Source organism: Thermodesulfovibrio sp. 3462-1 (genome assembly GCF_040451425.1).
In the GTDB taxonomy this organism is placed as follows: Bacteria; Nitrospirota; Thermodesulfovibrionia; order Thermodesulfovibrionales; family Thermodesulfovibrionaceae; genus Thermodesulfovibrio; species Thermodesulfovibrio obliviosus.
In genome coordinates this window covers 1,572,138-1,591,145 of the sequence record NZ_CP144374.1, presented here as the reverse complement: position 1 = coordinate 1,591,145, position 19,008 = coordinate 1,572,138, and the positions used below count along the sequence as shown (strand labels likewise).

General features: G+C 32.9%; 21 protein-coding genes and 1 tRNA gene. All 22 read left to right on the top strand.

All coding sequences use genetic code 11. The features are described from left to right. The first annotated feature begins 15 nt into the window (after positions 1-15). The 22 genes from infA (at position 16) to cas6 (ending at position 18,964) form a co-directional block, all read left to right on the top strand. On the top strand, positions 16-234 hold the full coding sequence (gene infA / locus V4D31_RS08250; protein WP_353684017.1) for a translation initiation factor IF-1: 219 nt from the start codon (positions 16-18) through the stop codon (positions 232-234). Positions 235-244: 10 nt separating this feature from the next. Next, positions 245-358: a 50S ribosomal protein L36 gene (rpmJ, locus tag V4D31_RS08245; RefSeq protein WP_353684018.1), complete on the top strand. Its 114-nt coding sequence runs from the start codon at positions 245-247 to the stop codon at positions 356-358. A 14-nt stretch (positions 359-372) separates the two neighbouring features. After that, on the top strand, positions 373-738 hold the full coding sequence (gene rpsM, locus V4D31_RS08240; protein ID WP_353685963.1) for a 30S ribosomal protein S13: 366 nt from the start codon (positions 373-375) through the stop codon (positions 736-738). Positions 739-771: 33 nt separating this feature from the next. After that, complete coding sequence (gene rpsK, locus V4D31_RS08235) at positions 772-1,158, top strand: 30S ribosomal protein S11 (protein ID WP_353685962.1); 387 nt, start codon at positions 772-774, stop codon at positions 1,156-1,158. Positions 1,159-1,160: 2 nt separating this feature from the next. Beyond that, positions 1,161-1,787, top strand: coding sequence for a 30S ribosomal protein S4 (gene rpsD, locus V4D31_RS08230; protein ID WP_353685961.1), 627 nt, complete (start codon positions 1,161-1,163; stop codon positions 1,785-1,787). 27 nt (positions 1,788-1,814) lie between these two features. Continuing rightward, positions 1,815-2,846 carry a DNA-directed RNA polymerase subunit alpha gene (locus V4D31_RS08225; protein ID WP_353685960.1) on the top strand — a complete coding sequence of 344 codons (1,032 nt, stop codon included), beginning with the start codon at positions 1,815-1,817 and terminating at the stop codon, positions 2,844-2,846. 3 nt (positions 2,847-2,849) lie between these two features. Continuing rightward, positions 2,850-3,239, top strand: a complete 390-nt coding sequence (gene rplQ, locus V4D31_RS08220; protein ID WP_353685959.1) for a 50S ribosomal protein L17 — start codon at positions 2,850-2,852, stop codon at positions 3,237-3,239. A gap of 53 nt (positions 3,240-3,292) precedes the next feature. Then, positions 3,293-3,365, top strand: a tRNA-Asn gene (locus V4D31_RS08215). 38 nt (positions 3,366-3,403) lie between these two features. After that, entirely contained in the window at positions 3,404-3,766 is a 363-nt protein-coding gene (gene rplT / locus V4D31_RS08210; RefSeq protein ID WP_353685958.1) for a 50S ribosomal protein L20, read from the top strand. Next, a complete protein-coding gene (gene pheS / locus V4D31_RS08205) occupies positions 3,767-4,771 on the top strand; it encodes a phenylalanine--tRNA ligase subunit alpha (RefSeq protein WP_353685957.1) in 1,005 nt (334 codons plus the stop codon). Further along, positions 4,771-6,849, top strand: a complete 2,079-nt coding sequence (pheT, locus tag V4D31_RS08200) for a phenylalanine--tRNA ligase subunit beta (RefSeq protein ID WP_353685956.1) — start codon at positions 4,771-4,773, stop codon at positions 6,847-6,849. The genes pheS and pheT overlap by 1 nt, the downstream gene beginning before the upstream one ends. A 225-nt stretch (positions 6,850-7,074) precedes the next feature. Then, the gene (locus V4D31_RS08195) at positions 7,075-8,079 is read left to right on the top strand and encodes an efflux RND transporter periplasmic adaptor subunit (protein WP_353685955.1); all 1,005 of its coding nucleotides are present in this window, start codon (positions 7,075-7,077) and stop codon (positions 8,077-8,079) included. Next, positions 8,076-9,329, top strand: coding sequence for an ABC transporter permease (locus V4D31_RS08190; RefSeq protein ID WP_353685954.1), 1,254 nt, complete (start codon positions 8,076-8,078; stop codon positions 9,327-9,329). The genes V4D31_RS08195 and V4D31_RS08190 overlap by 4 nt, the downstream gene beginning before the upstream one ends. Then, complete coding sequence (locus V4D31_RS08185; protein WP_353685953.1) at positions 9,326-10,045, top strand: ABC transporter ATP-binding protein; 720 nt, start codon at positions 9,326-9,328, stop codon at positions 10,043-10,045. The genes V4D31_RS08190 and V4D31_RS08185 overlap by 4 nt, the downstream gene beginning before the upstream one ends. 138 nt (positions 10,046-10,183) lie before the next feature. Continuing rightward, a complete protein-coding gene (locus V4D31_RS08180) occupies positions 10,184-10,996 on the top strand; it encodes a putative CRISPR-associated protein (RefSeq protein ID WP_353685952.1) in 813 nt (270 codons plus the stop codon). A 113-nt stretch (positions 10,997-11,109) separates the two neighbouring features. Next, complete coding sequence (gene csm6 / locus V4D31_RS08175; protein ID WP_353685951.1) at positions 11,110-12,243, top strand: CRISPR-associated ring nuclease Csm6; 1,134 nt, start codon at positions 11,110-11,112, stop codon at positions 12,241-12,243. Positions 12,244-12,331: 88 nt separating this feature from the next. Continuing rightward, a complete protein-coding gene (gene cas10 / locus V4D31_RS08170) occupies positions 12,332-14,911 on the top strand; it encodes a type III-A CRISPR-associated protein Cas10/Csm1 (protein ID WP_353685950.1) in 2,580 nt (859 codons plus the stop codon). Beyond that, positions 14,908-15,312: a type III-A CRISPR-associated protein Csm2 gene (gene csm2, locus V4D31_RS08165; RefSeq protein ID WP_353685949.1), complete on the top strand. Its 405-nt coding sequence runs from the start codon at positions 14,908-14,910 to the stop codon at positions 15,310-15,312. Before cas10 ends, csm2 begins: the two co-directional genes overlap by 4 nt. Positions 15,313-15,324: 12 nt before the next feature. Next, positions 15,325-16,059 (top strand): type III-A CRISPR-associated RAMP protein Csm3, encoded by a 735-nt coding sequence (gene csm3 / locus V4D31_RS08160; RefSeq protein ID WP_353685948.1) that lies wholly within the window; start codon positions 15,325-15,327, stop codon positions 16,057-16,059. Positions 16,060-16,061: 2 nt separating this feature from the next. Beyond that, positions 16,062-16,988 carry an RAMP superfamily CRISPR-associated protein gene (locus V4D31_RS08155; RefSeq protein WP_353685947.1) on the top strand — a complete coding sequence of 309 codons (927 nt, stop codon included), beginning with the start codon at positions 16,062-16,064 and terminating at the stop codon, positions 16,986-16,988. Continuing rightward, positions 16,978-18,078, top strand: coding sequence for a type III-A CRISPR-associated RAMP protein Csm5 (gene csm5 / locus V4D31_RS08150; RefSeq protein WP_353685946.1), 1,101 nt, complete (start codon positions 16,978-16,980; stop codon positions 18,076-18,078). Before V4D31_RS08155 ends, csm5 begins: the two co-directional genes overlap by 11 nt. Next, positions 18,062-18,964, top strand: coding sequence for a CRISPR system precrRNA processing endoribonuclease RAMP protein Cas6 (gene cas6, locus V4D31_RS08145; RefSeq protein WP_353685945.1), 903 nt, complete (start codon positions 18,062-18,064; stop codon positions 18,962-18,964). The genes csm5 and cas6 overlap by 17 nt, the downstream gene beginning before the upstream one ends. Positions 18,965-19,008: the final 44 nt, after the last annotated feature.

The window sequence follows — 19,008 nt, the reverse complement described above, 5'->3', positions numbered from 1 at the left end:
ATATTAACAAGTTATATGCCGAAAGAAGAACATATAGAAATGCAAGGAACCATTGAGGAGGCCTTACCCAATGCCATGTTTAGAGTAAGGCTTGAAAATGGGCATGTTATACTCGCATATGTGTCTGGAAAGATGAGAATGCATTTTATAAAAATTTTACCAGGAGATAAAGTTCTGGTTGAAATATCTCCCTATGACCTTACCAAAGGTAGAATAATTTATAGATTTAAATAGGAGGTGTTAATTGAAAGTAAGAGCCTCAGTAAAAAAGATTTGCTCAAAGTGTAAGATAATTAAGAGAAAAGGAGTTATTAGAGTTATTTGTGAAAATCCAAAGCATAAACAAAGACAGGGATAAGAAAGGAGTAAAGTATGGCAAGAATAGCAGGCGTTGATATACCAAAAAATGAAAGAGTTGAAATAGGACTGACAAGAATTTTCGGCATAGGTAGAAGCTTGTCAAATAGAATATTGAAAGAAACAGGAGTGGATCCCGACAAAAGAGTAAAAGACCTTACAGATGAAGAAATAGTAAAGATAAGAAGTGAAATAGAGAGAAATTACAAGGTTGAAGGTGAGCTCAGAAAAGAAATATCCATGAATATCAAAAGACTGATGGATATAGGCTGTTATAGAGGATTAAGACACATGGCTAATTTACCTGTAAGAGGACAGAGAACAAGAACAAATGCAAGAACTCGTAAAGGTCCAAGAAGAAAGCTCATGAAGAAAAAATAAAAAATAAAAATATAAAGGAGGTTATATAAATTAATGGCACAGAAAAGAAAGGGCATAAAAAAAGTTAAAAAAAATATCCCACATGGCATAGCACATGTGCAAACAACATTTAACAATACAATAATAACTATTACAGATCAGAATGGCAATGTAGTAGCATGGGCTTCTGCAGGAAGTTGCGGCTTTAAGGGTTCAAGAAAAGGAACTCCTTATGCAGCTCAGATAGCAGCAGAGACAGTTGCAAAGAGAGTTATAGATATGGGAATGAAACAGATAGATGTTTTTATTAAAGGTCCTGGAGCAGGAAGAGAAACTGCAATAAGAGCTCTACAGGCAGCAGGGCTTGAAATTAATTTAATTAAAGATGTAACACCTGTGCCCCATAACGGGTGCAGACCTCCAAAAAGAAGGAGGGTTTAAAAATGGCAAGATATACAGGTCCGCTTTGTAGGCTTTGCAGAAGAGAAGGTATGAAACTGTTTCTAAAAGGTACAAGATGCTATACAGAAAAATGTGCTTTTGAAAGAAGGAAATATCCTCCTGGACAGCATGGACATAACAGGGGGAAACTCTCAGATTATGGCTTACAGTTAAGAGAAAAACAGAAAGTCAAGAGAATTTATGGTGTTATGGAAAGGCAGTTTAAGAACTACTTTGAAAAAGCCACAAAAATGAAGGGTGTAACTGGTGAAAATCTATTGAAACTTCTTGAAAGAAGGCTTGACAATGTGGTTTACAGGATGGGATTTGCTCAGAACAGAAGACAGGCAAGGCAGTTAGTAAAGCATGGATATTTTTTGGTTAATGGCAGAAAAGTTGATATTCCATCTTATCTGGTAAGACCTGGAGATATAATTGAAATTATCCCATCAGGTAAAGAATTAGAAATCATTAAAGAAAGTTTTACTTTGGCTGAGCAAAGAGGATTCCCTGAATGGGTAGAAGTGAATACTGAAGAAATGAAGGGTAAATTTTTGAGACTTCCCGAAAGAGATGAAATACAGCTTCCAGTGCAAGAACAATTAATTGTTGAGTTTTATTCAAAATAATTTATAGTGAAAATTGGGAGGCAGTAAATGAGTTTATATAAAGAATTTCAAATGCCAAAAAAAGTTGAGTTTGAACAGGAAAGTTTAACTGATACATATGGAAAGCTTATAATAGAGCCTCTTGAGAGAGGATATGGAATAACACTTGGGAATTCATTAAGAAGGGTATTGCTTTCTTCTCTTGAAGGAGCAGCAGTTTATGCCATAAAAATAAATGGTGTTTTACATGAATTCAGTTCAATAAAAGGAGTAAAGGAAGACATACTGGATATTGTTTTGAATGTTAAAAAATTAAGATTTAAATACTATTCTCAGAGTGCTGATAAAAAAATAGCTACTATTAATGTAAAAGGTCCGGCTGAAGTTACTGCAGAAGCTATTCAAACAGATGGAACATATGAAATTTTGAATAAATCTCAGTATATTTGCTCTCTTGATCAGGATGCTTCACTGGAAATGACGCTTTATTTAACAAAAGGTAGGGGATATGTTCCTTCAGAGGCAATTAAAGATGAGGATTTGCCCGTAGATGCGATTACTATTGATGCTATATTCAGTCCTATTAAAAAGGTCAATTTTAGAGTGGAAAAGACCAGAGTTGGAGAACTCACAGATTATGATAGATTGATTTTAGAGATCTGGACTGATGGAAGTATGACGCCTGAGAGAGCAATCAGCGAGGCTTCTAATATACTCATCAATCATTTTGAATATCTAAGGTTTTTCAAAGAATCTGAAGTTCAAAATAACAAGTCAGAAGAGGGTGTTACTAACATAGAAGAAGATTTAACCTTTGATACATTAAATGAAAATATTTTTAAGCCAATTGAAGATCTTGAATTATCTGTTAGAGCATATAATTGTTTAAAGAGTGCAGGAATCAATACAATTGCTGAACTTGTTCAGAAAAATGAAAATGAACTACTGAAAACTAAAAATTTTGGTAAACGTTCACTTGAGGAAATAAAGGAAGTATTGAACACATTGGGTTTAAAGCTTGGAATGAGAATAAATCAAGAATTACTTGAAAAATTTAAGGAAAAAGTTCAGAGGGGGTAATGGATGAGGCATAGAGTTGATGGAAGACATTTTGGAAGAACTGCCAATCAGCGGAAGGCTCTTTTAAGGGGATTGTTAGCCTCTCTTATTAAGTATGAAAGAATTGAAACCACTGTAGCAAAAGCAAAAGCTGTTAAAGAGCTTGCTGATAGACTTGTTACCTTTGGGAAAAAGGGAGATCTGCACTCAAGAAGGCTTGCACTTAGTTATTTACCAGATAAAGAGTTAATAAGAAAGCTTTTTACAGAAATTGCTCCTCGTTTTCGAGACCGAAACGGTGGATATGTAAGAGTTGTAAGAACAGGATTTAGAATAAAAGACAGCGCGCCAATGGCTATTCTGGAATTTGTAGATTATAAGAAACCTGAAAAGCAAGAGAAAAAATCAGAATAGTAGAGCTTGAAAATTTGACATAACTTAGCAAAATCTGATATTTTTAAAATAATTCCTGGGTAGCTCAGCAGGCAGAGCGGGTGGCTGTTAACCACTTGGTCGGGGGTTCGAATCCCTCCCCAGGAGTTTAAATTTTTATAAAAAAGAAATCAATGGAGGAATAGATGCCAAGAGCAAAAGGTGGATTTAAAACAAGAAGGTATCATAAGAAAATTCTTTCAATGGCTAAAGGCTACTACAGTGCCAGACATCGTTCATATAAAGTGGCTGCCAAAGCAGTAGAAAAGGCATTAGAGCACGCATATAAAGACAGGAGACTTAAAAAAAGAGACTTCAGAGCACTCTGGATTACAAGAATAAATGCTGCAGCGAGAATGTTTGGATTAACTTACAGTCAATTCATCAATGGATTGAAAAAAGCTAATATTTCACTTAACAGAAAAGCTCTTGCTCAGATTGCTTACAATGATATAAATGCCTTTGGAGCATTAGTTGAAAAAGTAAAACCTTTTGTAAAAGCAGCATAAATGCAAGACCCTTTAGCGCAAGCCTTTGTTAAAGAAATAAATGAGATTAGCTCTGCTGTTGAACTTGTTAATCTAAAAGCAAAATACATTGGTAAAAAAGGTATAATTACAGAAAAAATTAAAAATTTAGGCAAACTTCCTCCTGAAGAAAGGAAATTACAGGGAAAGACTCTTAATGAACTTAAAAATTTTATTGAACAAACCATTAAAAATAAAGAAGAAGAAATCAGACAAAAAGAAATATCAGAAGCTTTAAAAAAAGAATTCATTGACATTACCCTTCCAGGCAAGGATTTTTATTTTGGTGGAAGTCATCCTGTAAACCAAACTCTTATTGAAATCATAGATATTTTCAAAGAACTCGGATTTACTGTTGAAGAAGGTCCTGAAGTAGAGCTTGATTACTATAACTTTGAAGCATTAAACATTCCAAAAGAGCATCCTGCCAGAGACATGCAGGATACCTTTTATATAAGCGAAGATGTTGTTTTAAGAACTCACACTTCACCTGTTCAGGTGAGGGTAATGGAGAAGAAAAATCCACCACTTAGATTTATTTCTCCTGGAAAGGTTTATCGCTGTGACTCTGATGTAACGCATACTCCAATGTTTCATCAGGTTGAGGGTCTGATGGTTGATGAGAATATTTCTTTTTCCCATTTAAAAGGTGTTCTTGTTTATTTTTTAAGAAGACTTTTTGGAAACATTCCTGTGAGATTTAGACCAAGCTTTTTTCCTTTTACAGAACCATCAACTGAAGTAGACATTGGCTGTATTATTTGTGGTGGAAGTGGATGCAGAGTTTGTAAAGCAACAGGATGGCTTGAAGTTCTTGGTGCTGGAATGGTTCATCCAAATGTATTCAGATTTGCAGGATATCCTGAAGGAAAATACACAGGTTTTGCCTTTGGAATGGGCGTGGAAAGACTTACAATGCTTAAATACGGGATAGATGATATAAGATTATTCTTTGAAAATGACATAAGATTTTTGAGGCAATTCTGATGAAAGTTTTATTTAGCTGGTTAAAAGAATACATTGAAGGAGAGATAGAATTAAAGAGAGTTGCTGAGTCCCTTACAATGGCAGGGCTTGAAGTAGGAGCAATTGAGGATTTTCAAGGCGATGCAGTTGTTGATTTAGAAATAACACCAAATAGAGCAGACTGTCTCAGCCTTATTGGAATAGCAAGAGAGATTAAAGCAATACTCGGATTAAAACTCAAAAAGCCATCGTTTAAAATTCAAAAAGAATTAAAAGAGACAAATTTTAAGATTTCGATTGCAAATTCAGAACTCTGCTATAGATATGCAGGAAGAATTGTAAAGGGGGTTAAAGTTTCTTCATCTCCAGAATGGCTTAAAAAAAGGCTTGAAGCCTCAGGCATACGCTCAATAAATAATGTGGTTGATGTAACTAACTATGTTTTGCTTGAGTATGGGCATCCCCTTCATGCCTTTGATCTTGATCTCATTGAAGGTGCGCAAATCAGAGTAGGAACTCCACGAGATTTTGGTATGACTGAAGTAGAGATTACCACTCTTGATGGAGTAAAAAGAAAACTTGACTGTCATGACCTTTTAATATGGGATGCAGTAAAACCCGTTGCGATTGCAGGAATTATGGGTGGTGCAAATACTGAGGTTACTGATAAAACAGTCAATGTTCTTCTTGAGAGCGCTTATTTTAAACCTGAAAGAATAAGAAAGACATCAAAAAAACTCGGACTTTCAACAGAAGCCTCTTATAGATTTGAAAGGGGTACTGACATTGAAGCTCTTAAAGAAGCTCTTGACAGGGCAGCTTTTTTAATTCAGCAGTTTGCAGGCGGTGAAATTTACGAAGCAATAGATGTATATCCCAAAAAAATTCCATATAAAAATATTGCTTTCAATACAGAAAAGATATGTAAATTTATTGGTGTAAATCTTTCAGAGGAAGAAATTTTAAGAATTCTTGAACTTCTTGAAATACAACTTGAAAAAAAAGACAGTTTTTATATTGCTAAAATTCCGTCTCACAGACAGGACATATCAATTGAAGAAGACATTGCTGAGGAAGTAGCAAGAATTTACGGTTATGACAGAATCCCTGCAGAGTTACCTCAGGCATTTAAATATGTTGAAGAAAATTATGAACTTACAAAAAAGAGAAAATTTTTAGATCTTATAAGAAATTACATGATTTCTCTTGGCTTTAGCGAGGCTGTTAATTTTAGCTTTATGTCTGCCGATGATCTTGATTTATTTGAAATTCCACAGAATGACAGAAGAAGAAAATTTATCTGCCTTCTTAATCCTTTAAGGCAGGAAGAATCAGTAATGCGAACAATGCTTTTTCCAGGGCTTTTGAAGAATACTGAAAAAAACACTGCCCGTGGTATAGAAAATTTAAAGCTTTTTGAAATAGGAAGAGTATTTATAGCTCAGCAGAGTGCTTCTCTTCCTGAAGAACCTGTCCATCTTGCCGTAATAACAAAGAAAGAGGATTTTAAATCTCCTTTTAAAGACGACCCTTATGATTTTTATGCTCTGAAGGGTTTGATTGACGGAGTTTTCAGGTATTTCAAAATAAACAATGTTCAATATATCAGGTCTAAAGAAACATTTTTACATCCTGGACAATCAGCGGATATTTTTGTAAAGGACGAAAAAATTGGATTCATTGGAGTGCTTTCTCCAAGGGTTTTATCAAAACTTGATTTTAAGACAAAGCCTTACATATGTATAACAGAACTTGATCTTGATAAGTTGTTCTCATTCGTTAAAACAGAAGTAAAGTATAAACCTTTTTCCACATATCCTCCAGTTAAGAGAGATGTAGCATTAATACTGCCAGCTGATTTTGAATCTCAGAAAATATTTGAGCTTATAAAATCCTTTGATAGCGAACTTATTGAAGACGCTTTTATTTTTGACGTATATCAGGGGAAGGGCATTCCGGAAGGTCATAAAAGTATAGCTTTTCGAATTATCTATAGAGCCTTTGATAGAACACTAACCGCAGAAGAAGTTGACGAACTTCACACTAAATTGGTTGAAAAAATTATTGCTCATACAGGAGCGATCCTCAGAGATGGATAAAACTCCTTTTGCTATTGTCTTTATGAAGCGCTACAGTGATTTGTTTTCGAGGTATTATTTAGAAATTTATTGTTAAATTTAAATATATGTTAAAATAATTTAGATGAATTTTAAAAAAAACTCAAACTCTTTTTTTTATTACTTTTAATTTTCATTGCCGCATTATTTATTGTCTTTTTATCCAGACCTTCCATCAAAGATAAATACAAAATAGAGAAAAGAAAAATGGTAAAGTCTGTTTATGCTTCAGGCTTTATCGACTCTTCAGACAGTTTAGCTATCAAAACTGAAGTTTCAGGTTATGTTAAAAAAATAATGGTTAAAGAAGGGCAGGAGGTTAAAAAGGGGCAGCTACTTTTAATTATATCAAATGAAACACTTATGGAAAATTTAAAAGATTTAGATGCTCAAATTGCCTTAGTGAAAGAGAGATTGGCACCAAATTCGGATTTTAAGAAAGATTTACTTCACAATATTGAGATAAAAAAAGCAATTTTTGAAAATGTTGAGAAAAATTTTATAAGAAGAAAAGCTTTATATGAAGAAGAACTAATTTCAAAAGAAAAATTTGAAGAAATTAAAAGAGAATATGAAGTTGCAAAAAGGGACTATGAAAGGCAGATTAACCAATATAACGATGCAATTAAAAACTTAAATTATCAATTAGAAAGTCTCAACGCTAAGAGAAAAGCACTTAAATCCGAGATTGATAAATACTACATTAAATCTCCAATTAGTGGTAAAATTTTAAGAAAATTTGTTAATGAAGGCGAGTATGTCAATCCTCTGCAACAGAACAGTGCTTTATTTTCTGTGGGAAACGAGAAAAATCTTGAAACAGTGCTTTTTGTAGATGAGGAATATATTCCCAAGGTTAAAACTGGAATGAAAGTTTATATTACTCTTGATTCTTATCCCGGAGAGATTTTTGAAGGTAGAATAAAGAGCCTTGAGAGTCAATCTGATAGAGCTACAAGGACAGTTAAGGTAAAGGCTGATGTTAACTATGGAAAGCCAGTTTTTTTTGGCTTAACTGTGGAGGCAAATATAATAATAGATGAAATTGAAGGAATTTTTATCCCAGAGAAAGCTTACCAGAACGGTTACGTAGAGGTTTTAGATGGCAATAGAGTGAAAAAAATAAAAGTAAAGGTTTCTCCAGAAAAATACAATGGTTATCTTCTTGTTATAGAAGGTTTAGAAGAAAACCAGGAGTTAGTAATAAGATGAAACATATTGTTTTTGTTACTTTAAAGTTACTTTTTGAAAGAAAAAGGCAAACCATCGTAGCTATAGTAGGAGTTTCTATTGGAGTGGGAATTTTTATTGCAATGGCTTCACTTATGAATGGTTTTCAAAAATATTTTATTGAGCAGGCCTTAGATGTAAATGCCCATATAACCTTAAAAGCAAAAGATGAATTTGATAAAGAAAAAATACTCAAGAAGGTTTATGGAGATAACTCATACTTTAAAGTTTATGGAGCAAAACCCAAGGAGTTGAAGGATAAAATTGTAGATTATAAGTTTTTAATAGAAAAATATAAAAAGGATAAAGAAATAATAGGTATTGCACCTCATCTTACAGGACAGGGAATTGTAAAGTATGGAACTGTTGATAAATCAGCATCTCTTATCGGGATAGATCCTGTAATGGAAAGAAAAGCTTCTGTTATTGATAAGTTCGTTTTAAACAAAAAACTTGACATGCTAATCTCTGACAAAGACAGCATTATTATGGGCAAGCTCCTTGCAAGAGATCTTGGAGTTGATGAAGTAGGTAAAAAGGTGATTATAACATCATCTTATGGAATTACCCATCTTTTTAAGGTTGTTGATTTTTTTGAATCTGGTATTACCATGCTTGACCAAACAAGAATATATATGAATTTGAAAACCCTACAAACCATTCTCAATAAACCTAATGAAGTCAATGAAATAATTTTTAAAATAAAGGATGTTTATCGTGCGAATGAAATTGCTGACAGGATAAATAGGGAAACTGGTTATTATACAGAAAGCTGGCAGAAAGCATTCAGGAATTTTTTACAACTTTTCAAAATCCAAAACTACATTACCTACATGATTGTTTTTGCTATTCTTGTGGTCTCTGCTTTTGGAATTTTTAATATTATAATGATGACAGTCCTTGAAAAGAAAAGGGATATAGCAATACTCAAGGCATTGGGTTATGAAAATATTGATATAATAAAGATATTTGTTTTTCATGGAATAATCATTGGTTTTCTTGGAGCAATACTTGGATGTCTATTAGGTTATGCTTTGCAGGAATTTCTTGCTTCTGTGAATGTTAGTGTAGAAGGCTTAGTAAAAACAAAAGGATTTGCCCTCGACAGAAACCCTCTGTATTTTCTCTATGGAATTTTATTTGCTTTTACTTTTTCAACTTTAGCAGCATTTTATCCTTCCTATAAAGCTTCAAAACTTAATCCTGTTGATATTTTCAGGAGCAGTGTTTGAGTAGCATTATTCAACTTAAGAATGTTAATAAAAAAATAAAAGATGAAACAATACTCAAAGATATCAATTTATCTGTAAATAAAGGAGAATTCATAAGCATAGTTGGACCATCCGGATCAGGTAAAAGTTCTCTTCTGTATATAATCGGACTTTTAGACACACCAAGCGAGGGTGAAGTATTCGTTGAAAAACAAAAAATAGATTTCGAAGAAAAAAATAAAATTGCTCATTTAAGAAATATGAAGTTTGGATTCATCTTTCAATTTCATTATCTTGTCGGAGAATTTACTTTGCTTGAGAATGTTATGGTTCCCATGTTAAAAGCAGGAAAGACAAAAAAGGAAGCTACGGAAAAAGCCTATTCGCTTCTTAAAAAGTTAGGGCTCAATGGAAAGGAGAAAAGAAAGCCTTTTCAGATTTCAGGAGGAGAGCAGCAGAGAGTAGCAATTGCAAGAGCTCTTGCAAATGACCCAATTGTAATAATAGCTGATGAGCCTACTGGTAATTTGGATTCAAAGAATACGGCTATTGTTATGGATATTTTCTGCAAGTTATATCTTGAAGGCAGGACAGTAATCATGGTAACTCATGAGATAGAACTGACTGAAAAGGCAGAAAGAATTATTAAAATGTTGGATGGTAAAATTGTAGAAGATATTGAGCTAAGTAAAAAAAATGTTAAGCTTAAGCATGATTATAAAAATGTTGGAGACTGATTTTTATTATTTTTACATGCGGGGAAGTAGAATTTAAAAAATTAAACAGAATTGCAGAAATATACTTTAATTTAGCACCTTGACTTTTTTATTAATTTTATGTTTTTAATCTAAAAATAAAAATTCTGGAGGAAATCATTGAAAGAGTTTCACATCATAAGCACAGGCAATTCTCTTTTAACAAATGCTCAAAAGGCTGGAGTTTTTCCTGAAAGAAAAACTTCTGAAGAAGATTACTGGAGGAGTTTGCTTGAGAATCCTCAGGAAATTAACCGCCTTGTAGAGTTTCTTAAAAGCGCGCCTTATAAGCATTCTGCAGAAATGAATACATTTTTAAGAATTACGCAAGGTAAACCGAAGGAGCTCATAGAAGTTTATTTATTTGGCACAAAGACAGCATCAAATGAACTTTGCAGGGTTGCAATTGAAAAATTTTTAAAAGACTCAGGATATTCAATTTATACTCCCTATGAAATAAGTGGATACTTCTGGGAAGCAAAATACTATGATCCATCCTATGCTCTTGACAGATTTAAACTTGGTATATCAGAGCTTGTTGACAGATTAATTTATATTGCGAAGAAAAAACAGAAAGAAAACTATAAAGTATTTTTCAACCCCACAGGTGGACTAAAGGCTCATGTAATTGCTACTGCTCTTGTAGGAATTATTACGGATTGTGAAATCTATTACATGAATGAAGAGTTTCATGAAGTAGTATTTTTACCAAAACTATTTTATATTCCAAAAGGAAAGGAGCTGGAACTTCTCAAAAAATTATCCAGTAAAAGAGTTGTTCGATATGAAGAGTATGAAATCTTAGAAAAGGAATACTCTGAAGAAATTGAAAGACTTGAAATTTACGGCCTAATTGGAAGACTCCCTGATGAGTTCCAAAAGACTCTGTGGATAACTAATAAAGGACTTTTATTTATTCATGAACAATCATGATTTATTAAAAATTTTAAGAATGTTGCGGAAAAACTATGTTAAATATTCCGAATTTTTACCTGGAGAAGGCGATTTTCACGGAAGAAATTTCATTAAAAAAATATTTTTAAAATATGGAAAAATTTAAAGAAATCCTTGTTTGTGTTATAGGTGGAATTCCTCAAATTATTACAGAGACTCTTTATGCTTTATCACAAAGCACTCCGCCAGTAAACATTGAGGAAATGTATATAATTACCACATCAACAGGAAAAAAGCAGATTGAAAATGCATTGATTGAAAAAGGAATTCTAAAACAGTTTCTCACTGAATATGACCTTCCTCAAATTGAGATAAAGCCTTCCTCAATTATTGTAATAAAAGATAAAGATGGCAATGAAATTGATGACATAAGAGATTCTTCCCAGAGTGAGGCAACAGCGGATACAATTATCTCTTTAATAAGAGAACTTACAACAGATAATTCAGTAAGGCTTCACTGCTGTCTTGCAGGTGGAAGAAAAACAATGAGTTTTTATCTTGGCTCTGCACTTCAACTTTTTGGTAGAAGCTGGGATAAACTCTATCATGTTTTGGTAAGCCCTGAATTTGAATCACACCCTGAGTTTTTCTATAAACCAAAACAGGAAAGATTTATAAAATGCAGGCTTGCTAATGGAACAGTGCAAGAAATAAGCACAGAAAAAGCAAAAATTGAAATTATGGAACTTCCTTTTATAAAATTTTCAGGAAAAATTCAGCTTCATGGAAAAAACTTTAAAGAACTTATACAAGAGACTCAATCAGAAATTGATCTTGTCCTCACTCAACCTGAGATAATCCTTTATATAAAAGATAGAAAAATTGAAATTGCTGGAGTTTCATTTACCATGAGTCCTATTTTAATTACTCTTTATGCCACATTTTTACAACAGAAAATTTTATGTCCAAAGGATGCTCTTTGCGGTAGTTGCACTGATTGCTATGTATCCTTAGGGCAGATTACTGAGGAGCCTTTTGCAAAAGAGTTTGCCAAATTTTATTCAAAAACTTATAATCCTTTAAACATTGCAGAAGAGGAAATAATAGAGTATGTCAAAAAGAAACTGAATCTCTATACCTTAAGAACTTACATAAGTAAGATAAATAGAGAAATCTCTAAGGCATTAAATGATGAGGCTACACCATGTAAAATTAAGTCTGTCAGAAAATATGGTGCAACAATCTATGGAATTGCCGTTGACAAAACAAAAATAAAAATCAATTGAAATATTGCAGCAACATTGTTTTTTAGTATAATTTAACAATTTTTAAATAAAATTAAAATAATAATAAATCATGAAGGGAGACTGAAAAATGGATATTAAAGTTTTAAAAATTGCATTGGCAGGACTTCTTCATGATATTGGAAAATTTATGGAAAGAGCTGGAATAGATATCCCATCTGAATACATAGATGGCAATCAATCCCTGTATCAACCAAAAACTAATTGGCAATACACTCACAAACATGCCCTTTACACAGCTTACTTTATTGATGAAATGGTTAAATATTTTCCTCGAGAAATTACAGAATATGCCTCTTCAAGGGATTCTTTTATAAATCTTGCTGCAAAACATCACAAACCAGACTCTGACTCTCCTGAACAACTAATAATTCATGAAGCAGATTGCCTTAGCAGCGGAGTTGAAAGAAAAGAATTTGAAGAAGAAAAATGGATTGCAAAAAAAGCAAAGGAAATTCCATTATTCCCGATACTTGAAGATATATCAGTTGCTGAAAAATGGAAGGAAAATAAACCTGAAAACTTTATTTTTTCCTATCCTCTGAAAGAAATTTCTCCATTAAACATCTTTCCTGTAAAAAAGCAGGATTCTCAGCAACTGGCTTATGGTGAGCTTTATCAAAAATTTATTCAAGTCTTTAAAAGTCTTCCTCATAAAGAATGTCTTAAACTCTGGATGGAACATTTTGATTCATTACTTTTTGTTTTTACCACTTCAATCCCATCGGCAACACTAAAACACTCTGATGGTAGATTTGAGGAAATTATATCAGACATTTCTCTTTATGACCATGGCAGACTTACCTCTGCATTTGCTGTTTCAATGTATCTTTATCATCTGTTAACAGATTCAATGGATAAAAATTCAATAGAAAAGACGGATGAAAAGAAGTTTCTTTTAATTGAAGGAAATTTTTACGGCATTCAGGATTTTATATTTTCAGAAGGTGGTTCTACAGCTAAATATGCAGCCAAAATGCTGAGAGGCAGATCCTTTTATGTTTCTTTACTCAGTGAGCTTGCTGCAGATTTTTTACTTGACAGACTCGGGTTACCTTTTACATCAGTTGTTACAAATGCAGCAGGAAAATTTAAAATTCTGGCTCCAAACACGAAAAAACATATTGATGCATTAAAATCAACAGAGTATGAAATAAATCATTGGCTTATGGAAAACTTTTATGGAGAGGTAAGTATTGGTTTTAGCTGGGTGGAAGCATCACCAGAGGATTTTATTTGCAGTAAAGACAGTCTTGAAAAACTTTTAAGGGAGATAGGCAGAGCTTCAGAGGAACGCAAATACAAGAAAATAGATCTTATCCAATACGGAGGAACAAAATATACAGAGAAATATCTTGATAAATTTTCAGATGCTGGGGTATGCCCTCTTTGCAATCGTAGAGCAGCAAATCATGAAAATAAAATAAAAGAAGAATACCTCTGTGATATTTGTTACGATCATGTAAAAATTGGCGAAAATCTTGTTAAAAAAGATATTGTTACAATAGCTACAGCTGATGCAGCGCTTCCTGAAAAACTTAAGGTGCCAATTTTTGATAAATATCAGGTAAGCTTTGTATCAGGTAAACTTTCAGAACTTTTAAGACAAAATAAAATAGTTCATTATTGGAATATTAACTCTCTCTGGAAAGACAGTAGCATCCTTGAAAATTTTGCTTCGATCAAACTGATAAATGGCTATGTTCCAAAATTTACACCGGAGTATGAAAAAGAGATTGAGAAACTTACTTATAAAGACTCAGAGCAAGATAACAAGGAAACAAGGGAAGCTATTCAGAAACAATCAATTCTTAGCTTTCATCATATTGCAAAACTCTCATTGCAGGAGACTCCCTCTGGATTTGCTGGAGTTGATGCTCTTGGCGTTTTCAAAGCAGACATTGATAATCTTGGAACAATATTTGCAAAAGGATTAAGACCAGAGAAAAGAACCTTTTCAAGATATGCCACACTTTCACGGCAACTTAATCTCTTTTTTACTCTTTATTTGCCTTATCTATGTAAAACAGAGTTTAAAAATATATACACAATTTTTGCAGGTGGAGATGATCTTTTTCTTATTGCTCCATGGAAGGAAATAATCAGATTTTCTATGAGAATTTCTGAAGATTTTTACAAATACTGCTGTGAAAACAGCGAAATTACGCTTTCAGCTGGAGTATATATTACAAAGCCTGAAACTTCTGTGATGACAATGGCTGAGATTTCAGAAAAGGCATTAGAGCAATCAAAATACAGCGGGAAAAACAGAATAACAATCTTTAATTGTCCAGTGGAGTGGAATAAATTAAAAGAATTTAACGAGATTATAAAAGAATTAGACAGCTGGCTTAGCAAGGAAATTATAACCAATTCATTCATATATAAATTGAATGAAATTAGAGAGCTTGCAGAGGAAGCAGAAAAAATACTGAAGGAGCAGTCAATTCACAAAAATCTGAATCCTTTAACCTGGAGAGCTAAACTCTATTACTTTGCTATAAGAAATATTGGAAAGGGAAAAAACAAAGAAGAAAGAATCAAAATTACAGAAGAAATTTTATCCAAACTTGCAAACTGGATAGAGACATACAAGGAATCCTTTAGGATTCCTTTATGGCATACAATTTATATAAGGAGGAAAGCATGAACAACAAAATCAAATTCTGGGAAGATGAAGCCAGAGAAATTGTAAATCCAGAGCTGTTTTCTGAAATAGCTGATAAATGGGCAAAAGACATAAAAGAAAGTGGTAAGAAAAAGAAAGATAAAAACAAGATTTCTCAATTAAGGAAATTTTATGATGAAGTTTTAACTTTTCATGGAAGAATAAAAAATGATGAAGAATTTCAGAAAATGCTTCCCTACATTAAAATTCTTAATGCAAAAGCCTACTATGCTGAAGGCAGAAATCTTATTACAGAAGAATTTAGAATGTTTCTTAAGGAATGTATAAATCAAATTCGGAGTAAAAAAGATTTTGATGTCTTTGTTAAGTTTTTTGAAGCTTTTATGGGTTTTTACAGGTATTATGACGAAAAAATGAAATAAAGGAGGCAACTGATGAAACTAAAAGAAATTAAAGCAATTAAAGGTAAAATAATCATCAAAACAGGATTGCACATAGGTTCAGGCAACATGGAAATGCAAATAGGTGGAACAGACAACCCTGTTATAAAACACCCCTTTACACAAGAGCCATATATTCCAGGTTCATCTCTAAAAGGAAAAATAAGAAGTCTTCTGGAGTATTACTATGGCATTGTTCAAGAAGCAGCAAAATCAGAAGATTTTAAGAATTCAGGTGGGCTGGCAACTCCAAAGATGCTTAAAAATGCAGATGGTGAGATAAAAAATCACATCAAAAATATACTAAAAGTATTTGGTGCAGGTGCAGGAGAAACTGATGAGAACTTGATTATAGAAATTGGACCAACAAGAGTCTCATTTAGTGATTGTAGATTAAATGAAGATTTCAAAAAACAAGCTGAACAAAATCATTGGAGCTATATTGAAGTAAAATCTGAAAACAGAATAAATCGTATCACAGGAACAGCAAAGGATCCAAGATTTATTGAAAGAGTTCCAGCAGGAACTGTATTTGACTTTGAAGTATATTTTAAAGTTCTGGATGATGAAGATGAAAAACTTTTTGAAGACTATTTATTAAAAGGACTTAAACTCCTTGAGCTTGACTCTCTTGGAGGCTCTGGAAGTCGTGGATATGGAAAAATTGAGTTTCAATTTGATGATGAAGCCTTAAAAAATAAATTCAACTCTTTAAAGCTCTGGGGGTAACTTTGAAAACCTATATTGTAAAGATAAAGCCTTTGACAGGTTTTGGAAGTCCTATAAAGGGAGATACTCTTTTTGGACACCTTTGCTGGCAAGCCTTTGAGGATTCTCAACTTTTTGGTAAATCTCTTCAGGAGCTTCTTAAAGACTATGAAGAAAATCCTTTTATTGTTGTTTCTTCAGCTTTTCCTGTAGTGAAGGAAAAAATTTATCTGAAACGTCCATCAATGCCATTGTATAAGCTATTTAAAATTTCAGAGAAAGAATTCATACAAAAGAGGAAGGAATTAAAAAGCAAAAATTACTTTGCCTTTGAAATTCCCCTTAAGCCCCTGAATGAGATTACATACGAGAAGATAAATTTTATTGAAGAAGACAGCCAAATAAGATGCACCATAAACAGATTAACAGGCACAACAGGTGAAGCTCCATTTACTCCTTACACAGTTGATAAAATTTATTTCAAGACAAAACTTGCCATATTTATAGGGCTGAGACAGGATATAGCAGTTGAATCATTTAAAGAAGCACTTAAAAGAGTAGGAAATTACGGGTATGGCAAAGATGCAACAGCTGGATATGGTAAATTTGAAGTAGAGGATATCAAAGAAATTCAACTTTTGGCAAGCTCCGGTAATTATAATGCTTTGTATACCCTTTCTCCTTCAGTACCAAAGAAAGAAGAAGTAAAAGATATTTATTTCACCCCTTTTATTAGATTTGGTCGTTTCGGAAGCATTTTTGCAAAATTAAAAAATCCATTTAAAAATCCTGTTGTATTTGCTGATGAAGCAGCAGTATTAATTCCAAACGAAGATATTAAAAAACCTTACATTGGAATGAGCATACAGAATCTTTCAAAAGCTATCCCTGAAGCAGTAACACAGGGATACTCCTTAGTTTTACCTGTGGAGGTGCAAGATGCTTTATGAGATAAAGCTTCATATTTTAAGTCCAGTTCACATTGGATGTAATGAGTGCTATACTCCTACAGAATTTGTCATAGATGTTGACAAAAGCATAATGATTCATTTTGATTTATGGCAATTTATAAAAACTCTTAATGATAAAGAATGGAAGGAATTTGAAAATATATCTGAAAAAGACACAGTTGCCTGTCTTGTGCAATTGTATAGATTTTATTCAAAAGTTAAGGAAAAAGTAAAAGGACGAATTATTTCCATTCCTAAAGAATTAGCTGAAAGATACAGAGAAGTAAAGCAACTGAACGATGAAAAAGAAATTTTAAAAAAATTCAATGAGTTTGAGATACCAAGAACTTTTTTCAATCCCTACACACAAACTCCCATAATTCCTGGAAGTTCTTTAAAAGGCTCTTTAAGAACTGGCTATCTTGATAAAACGCTTGCAGAGTCTCCAGATAAAGAGAATTTAATAAAAAATGCAGATCCCAGGAATCCTGAGCAACTGGAGGCGAAAATTCTTGAAGGTCAAATGTCAACAGATCCTTTTAGACTCTTAAAAATTTCAGATTTGGAACCTGAAGGACAAGTAAAAACAAAAGTGATATATCAAATAAATGTGAACAAATTGAAAGACAACATTCGTTCAACCCTTTCTATTCCTATAGAAGTCATTCCTGAGGGAAGTATATTTAAGGGCACTGTAAAATTAGACAGTTTGATAGAAAATTCTGATATAAAAAAGCCTTTTGACTTTAAATCTCTTCTTACCAAAGTTCATGCCCATTACGCCGAGATTTTTAATAGGGAAGTTGATTTGAGAAAAAATAAAGGTTTTAGACGGCCTCTTATAGAGCAATTTAAAAATGAATTAAAAATCAAATATTTTCTAATTCGCATCGGGAAACACTCAGGTGCAGAGGCTGTTACAATAGAAAGTGTAAGAAAGATAAAGATAAGAACAGCAAAAGGCTCAATATGGGATAAAACACCGACAACCATCTGGCTTGCCTCTCAGAACAAAAAACCAGCTAATCTTAGTCAAGCAATACCTTTTGGATGGGTTATGCTTGAGGTAGTAAATGCAGATACACTATAAAATTGTTGAGTTTACACTGAAAGCTGAGACAGAAATAAATTTGCCAGATTTTAAAGGCTCTGCTTTTAGAGGAGGTTTTGGAAATATTCTCAGACAAATTACATGCGTTCTTAAAAGACAGCAATGTATAGACTGCCCCATTAAAACAAAGTGTATTTATGCCTATGTTTTTGAAACTGTTTCTGATACTACAGCAAATTTTTTAAACATGCATAAATATGAAAAAGTGCCTCATCCCTTTGTCTTTGAACCACCCTTAAACAAGAAAAAATTATACCAGCCAGCAGAAGAATTTAAATTTAAAATAATCCTTATTGGAAAAGCAATAGAGTATTTACCATACTTTGTTGTTACAATTAAAGAACTTGGCAAGGTAGGCATTGGTAAAGCTAAGGGAAAATTTATCATTTCCAACATATCATCATCTAATTTAGAGACAATATCATTAAATTCTGTCAATTTAGAGCAAAATTTTACAAAATTGTCTTTAAATATTCTTACTCCTATCAGGATAAAATATAATCGTTCACTTGTCAATCAACTTGATTTTCATGTTCTTATTCGGTCAATTCTAAGAAGAATTTCATTATTGTATTATTTTCATTGTAAAAAAGAACCTTTACAGGTTGATGTAAACTCATTGATTGAAAAAGCAGAAAAAGTCAAAATATTAGATGACAACACACGTTGGTATGACTGGGAGCGTTACTCAAGCAGGCAGGACACCAGAATGAAACTTGGTGGAGTAGTTGGAGAAATTACCTATGAAGGAGACATCACTCCATTTATCCCATTTCTTAAAGCTTGTGAAATTCTCCATGTAGGTAAAGGAACGAGCTTTGGCTTAGGCAAATATGAAATAGTTAACCATCAAATAAAACTTTAATTTTATCATTCAATATCCTTTAGTCTGTTTAAAATTCACTTCCT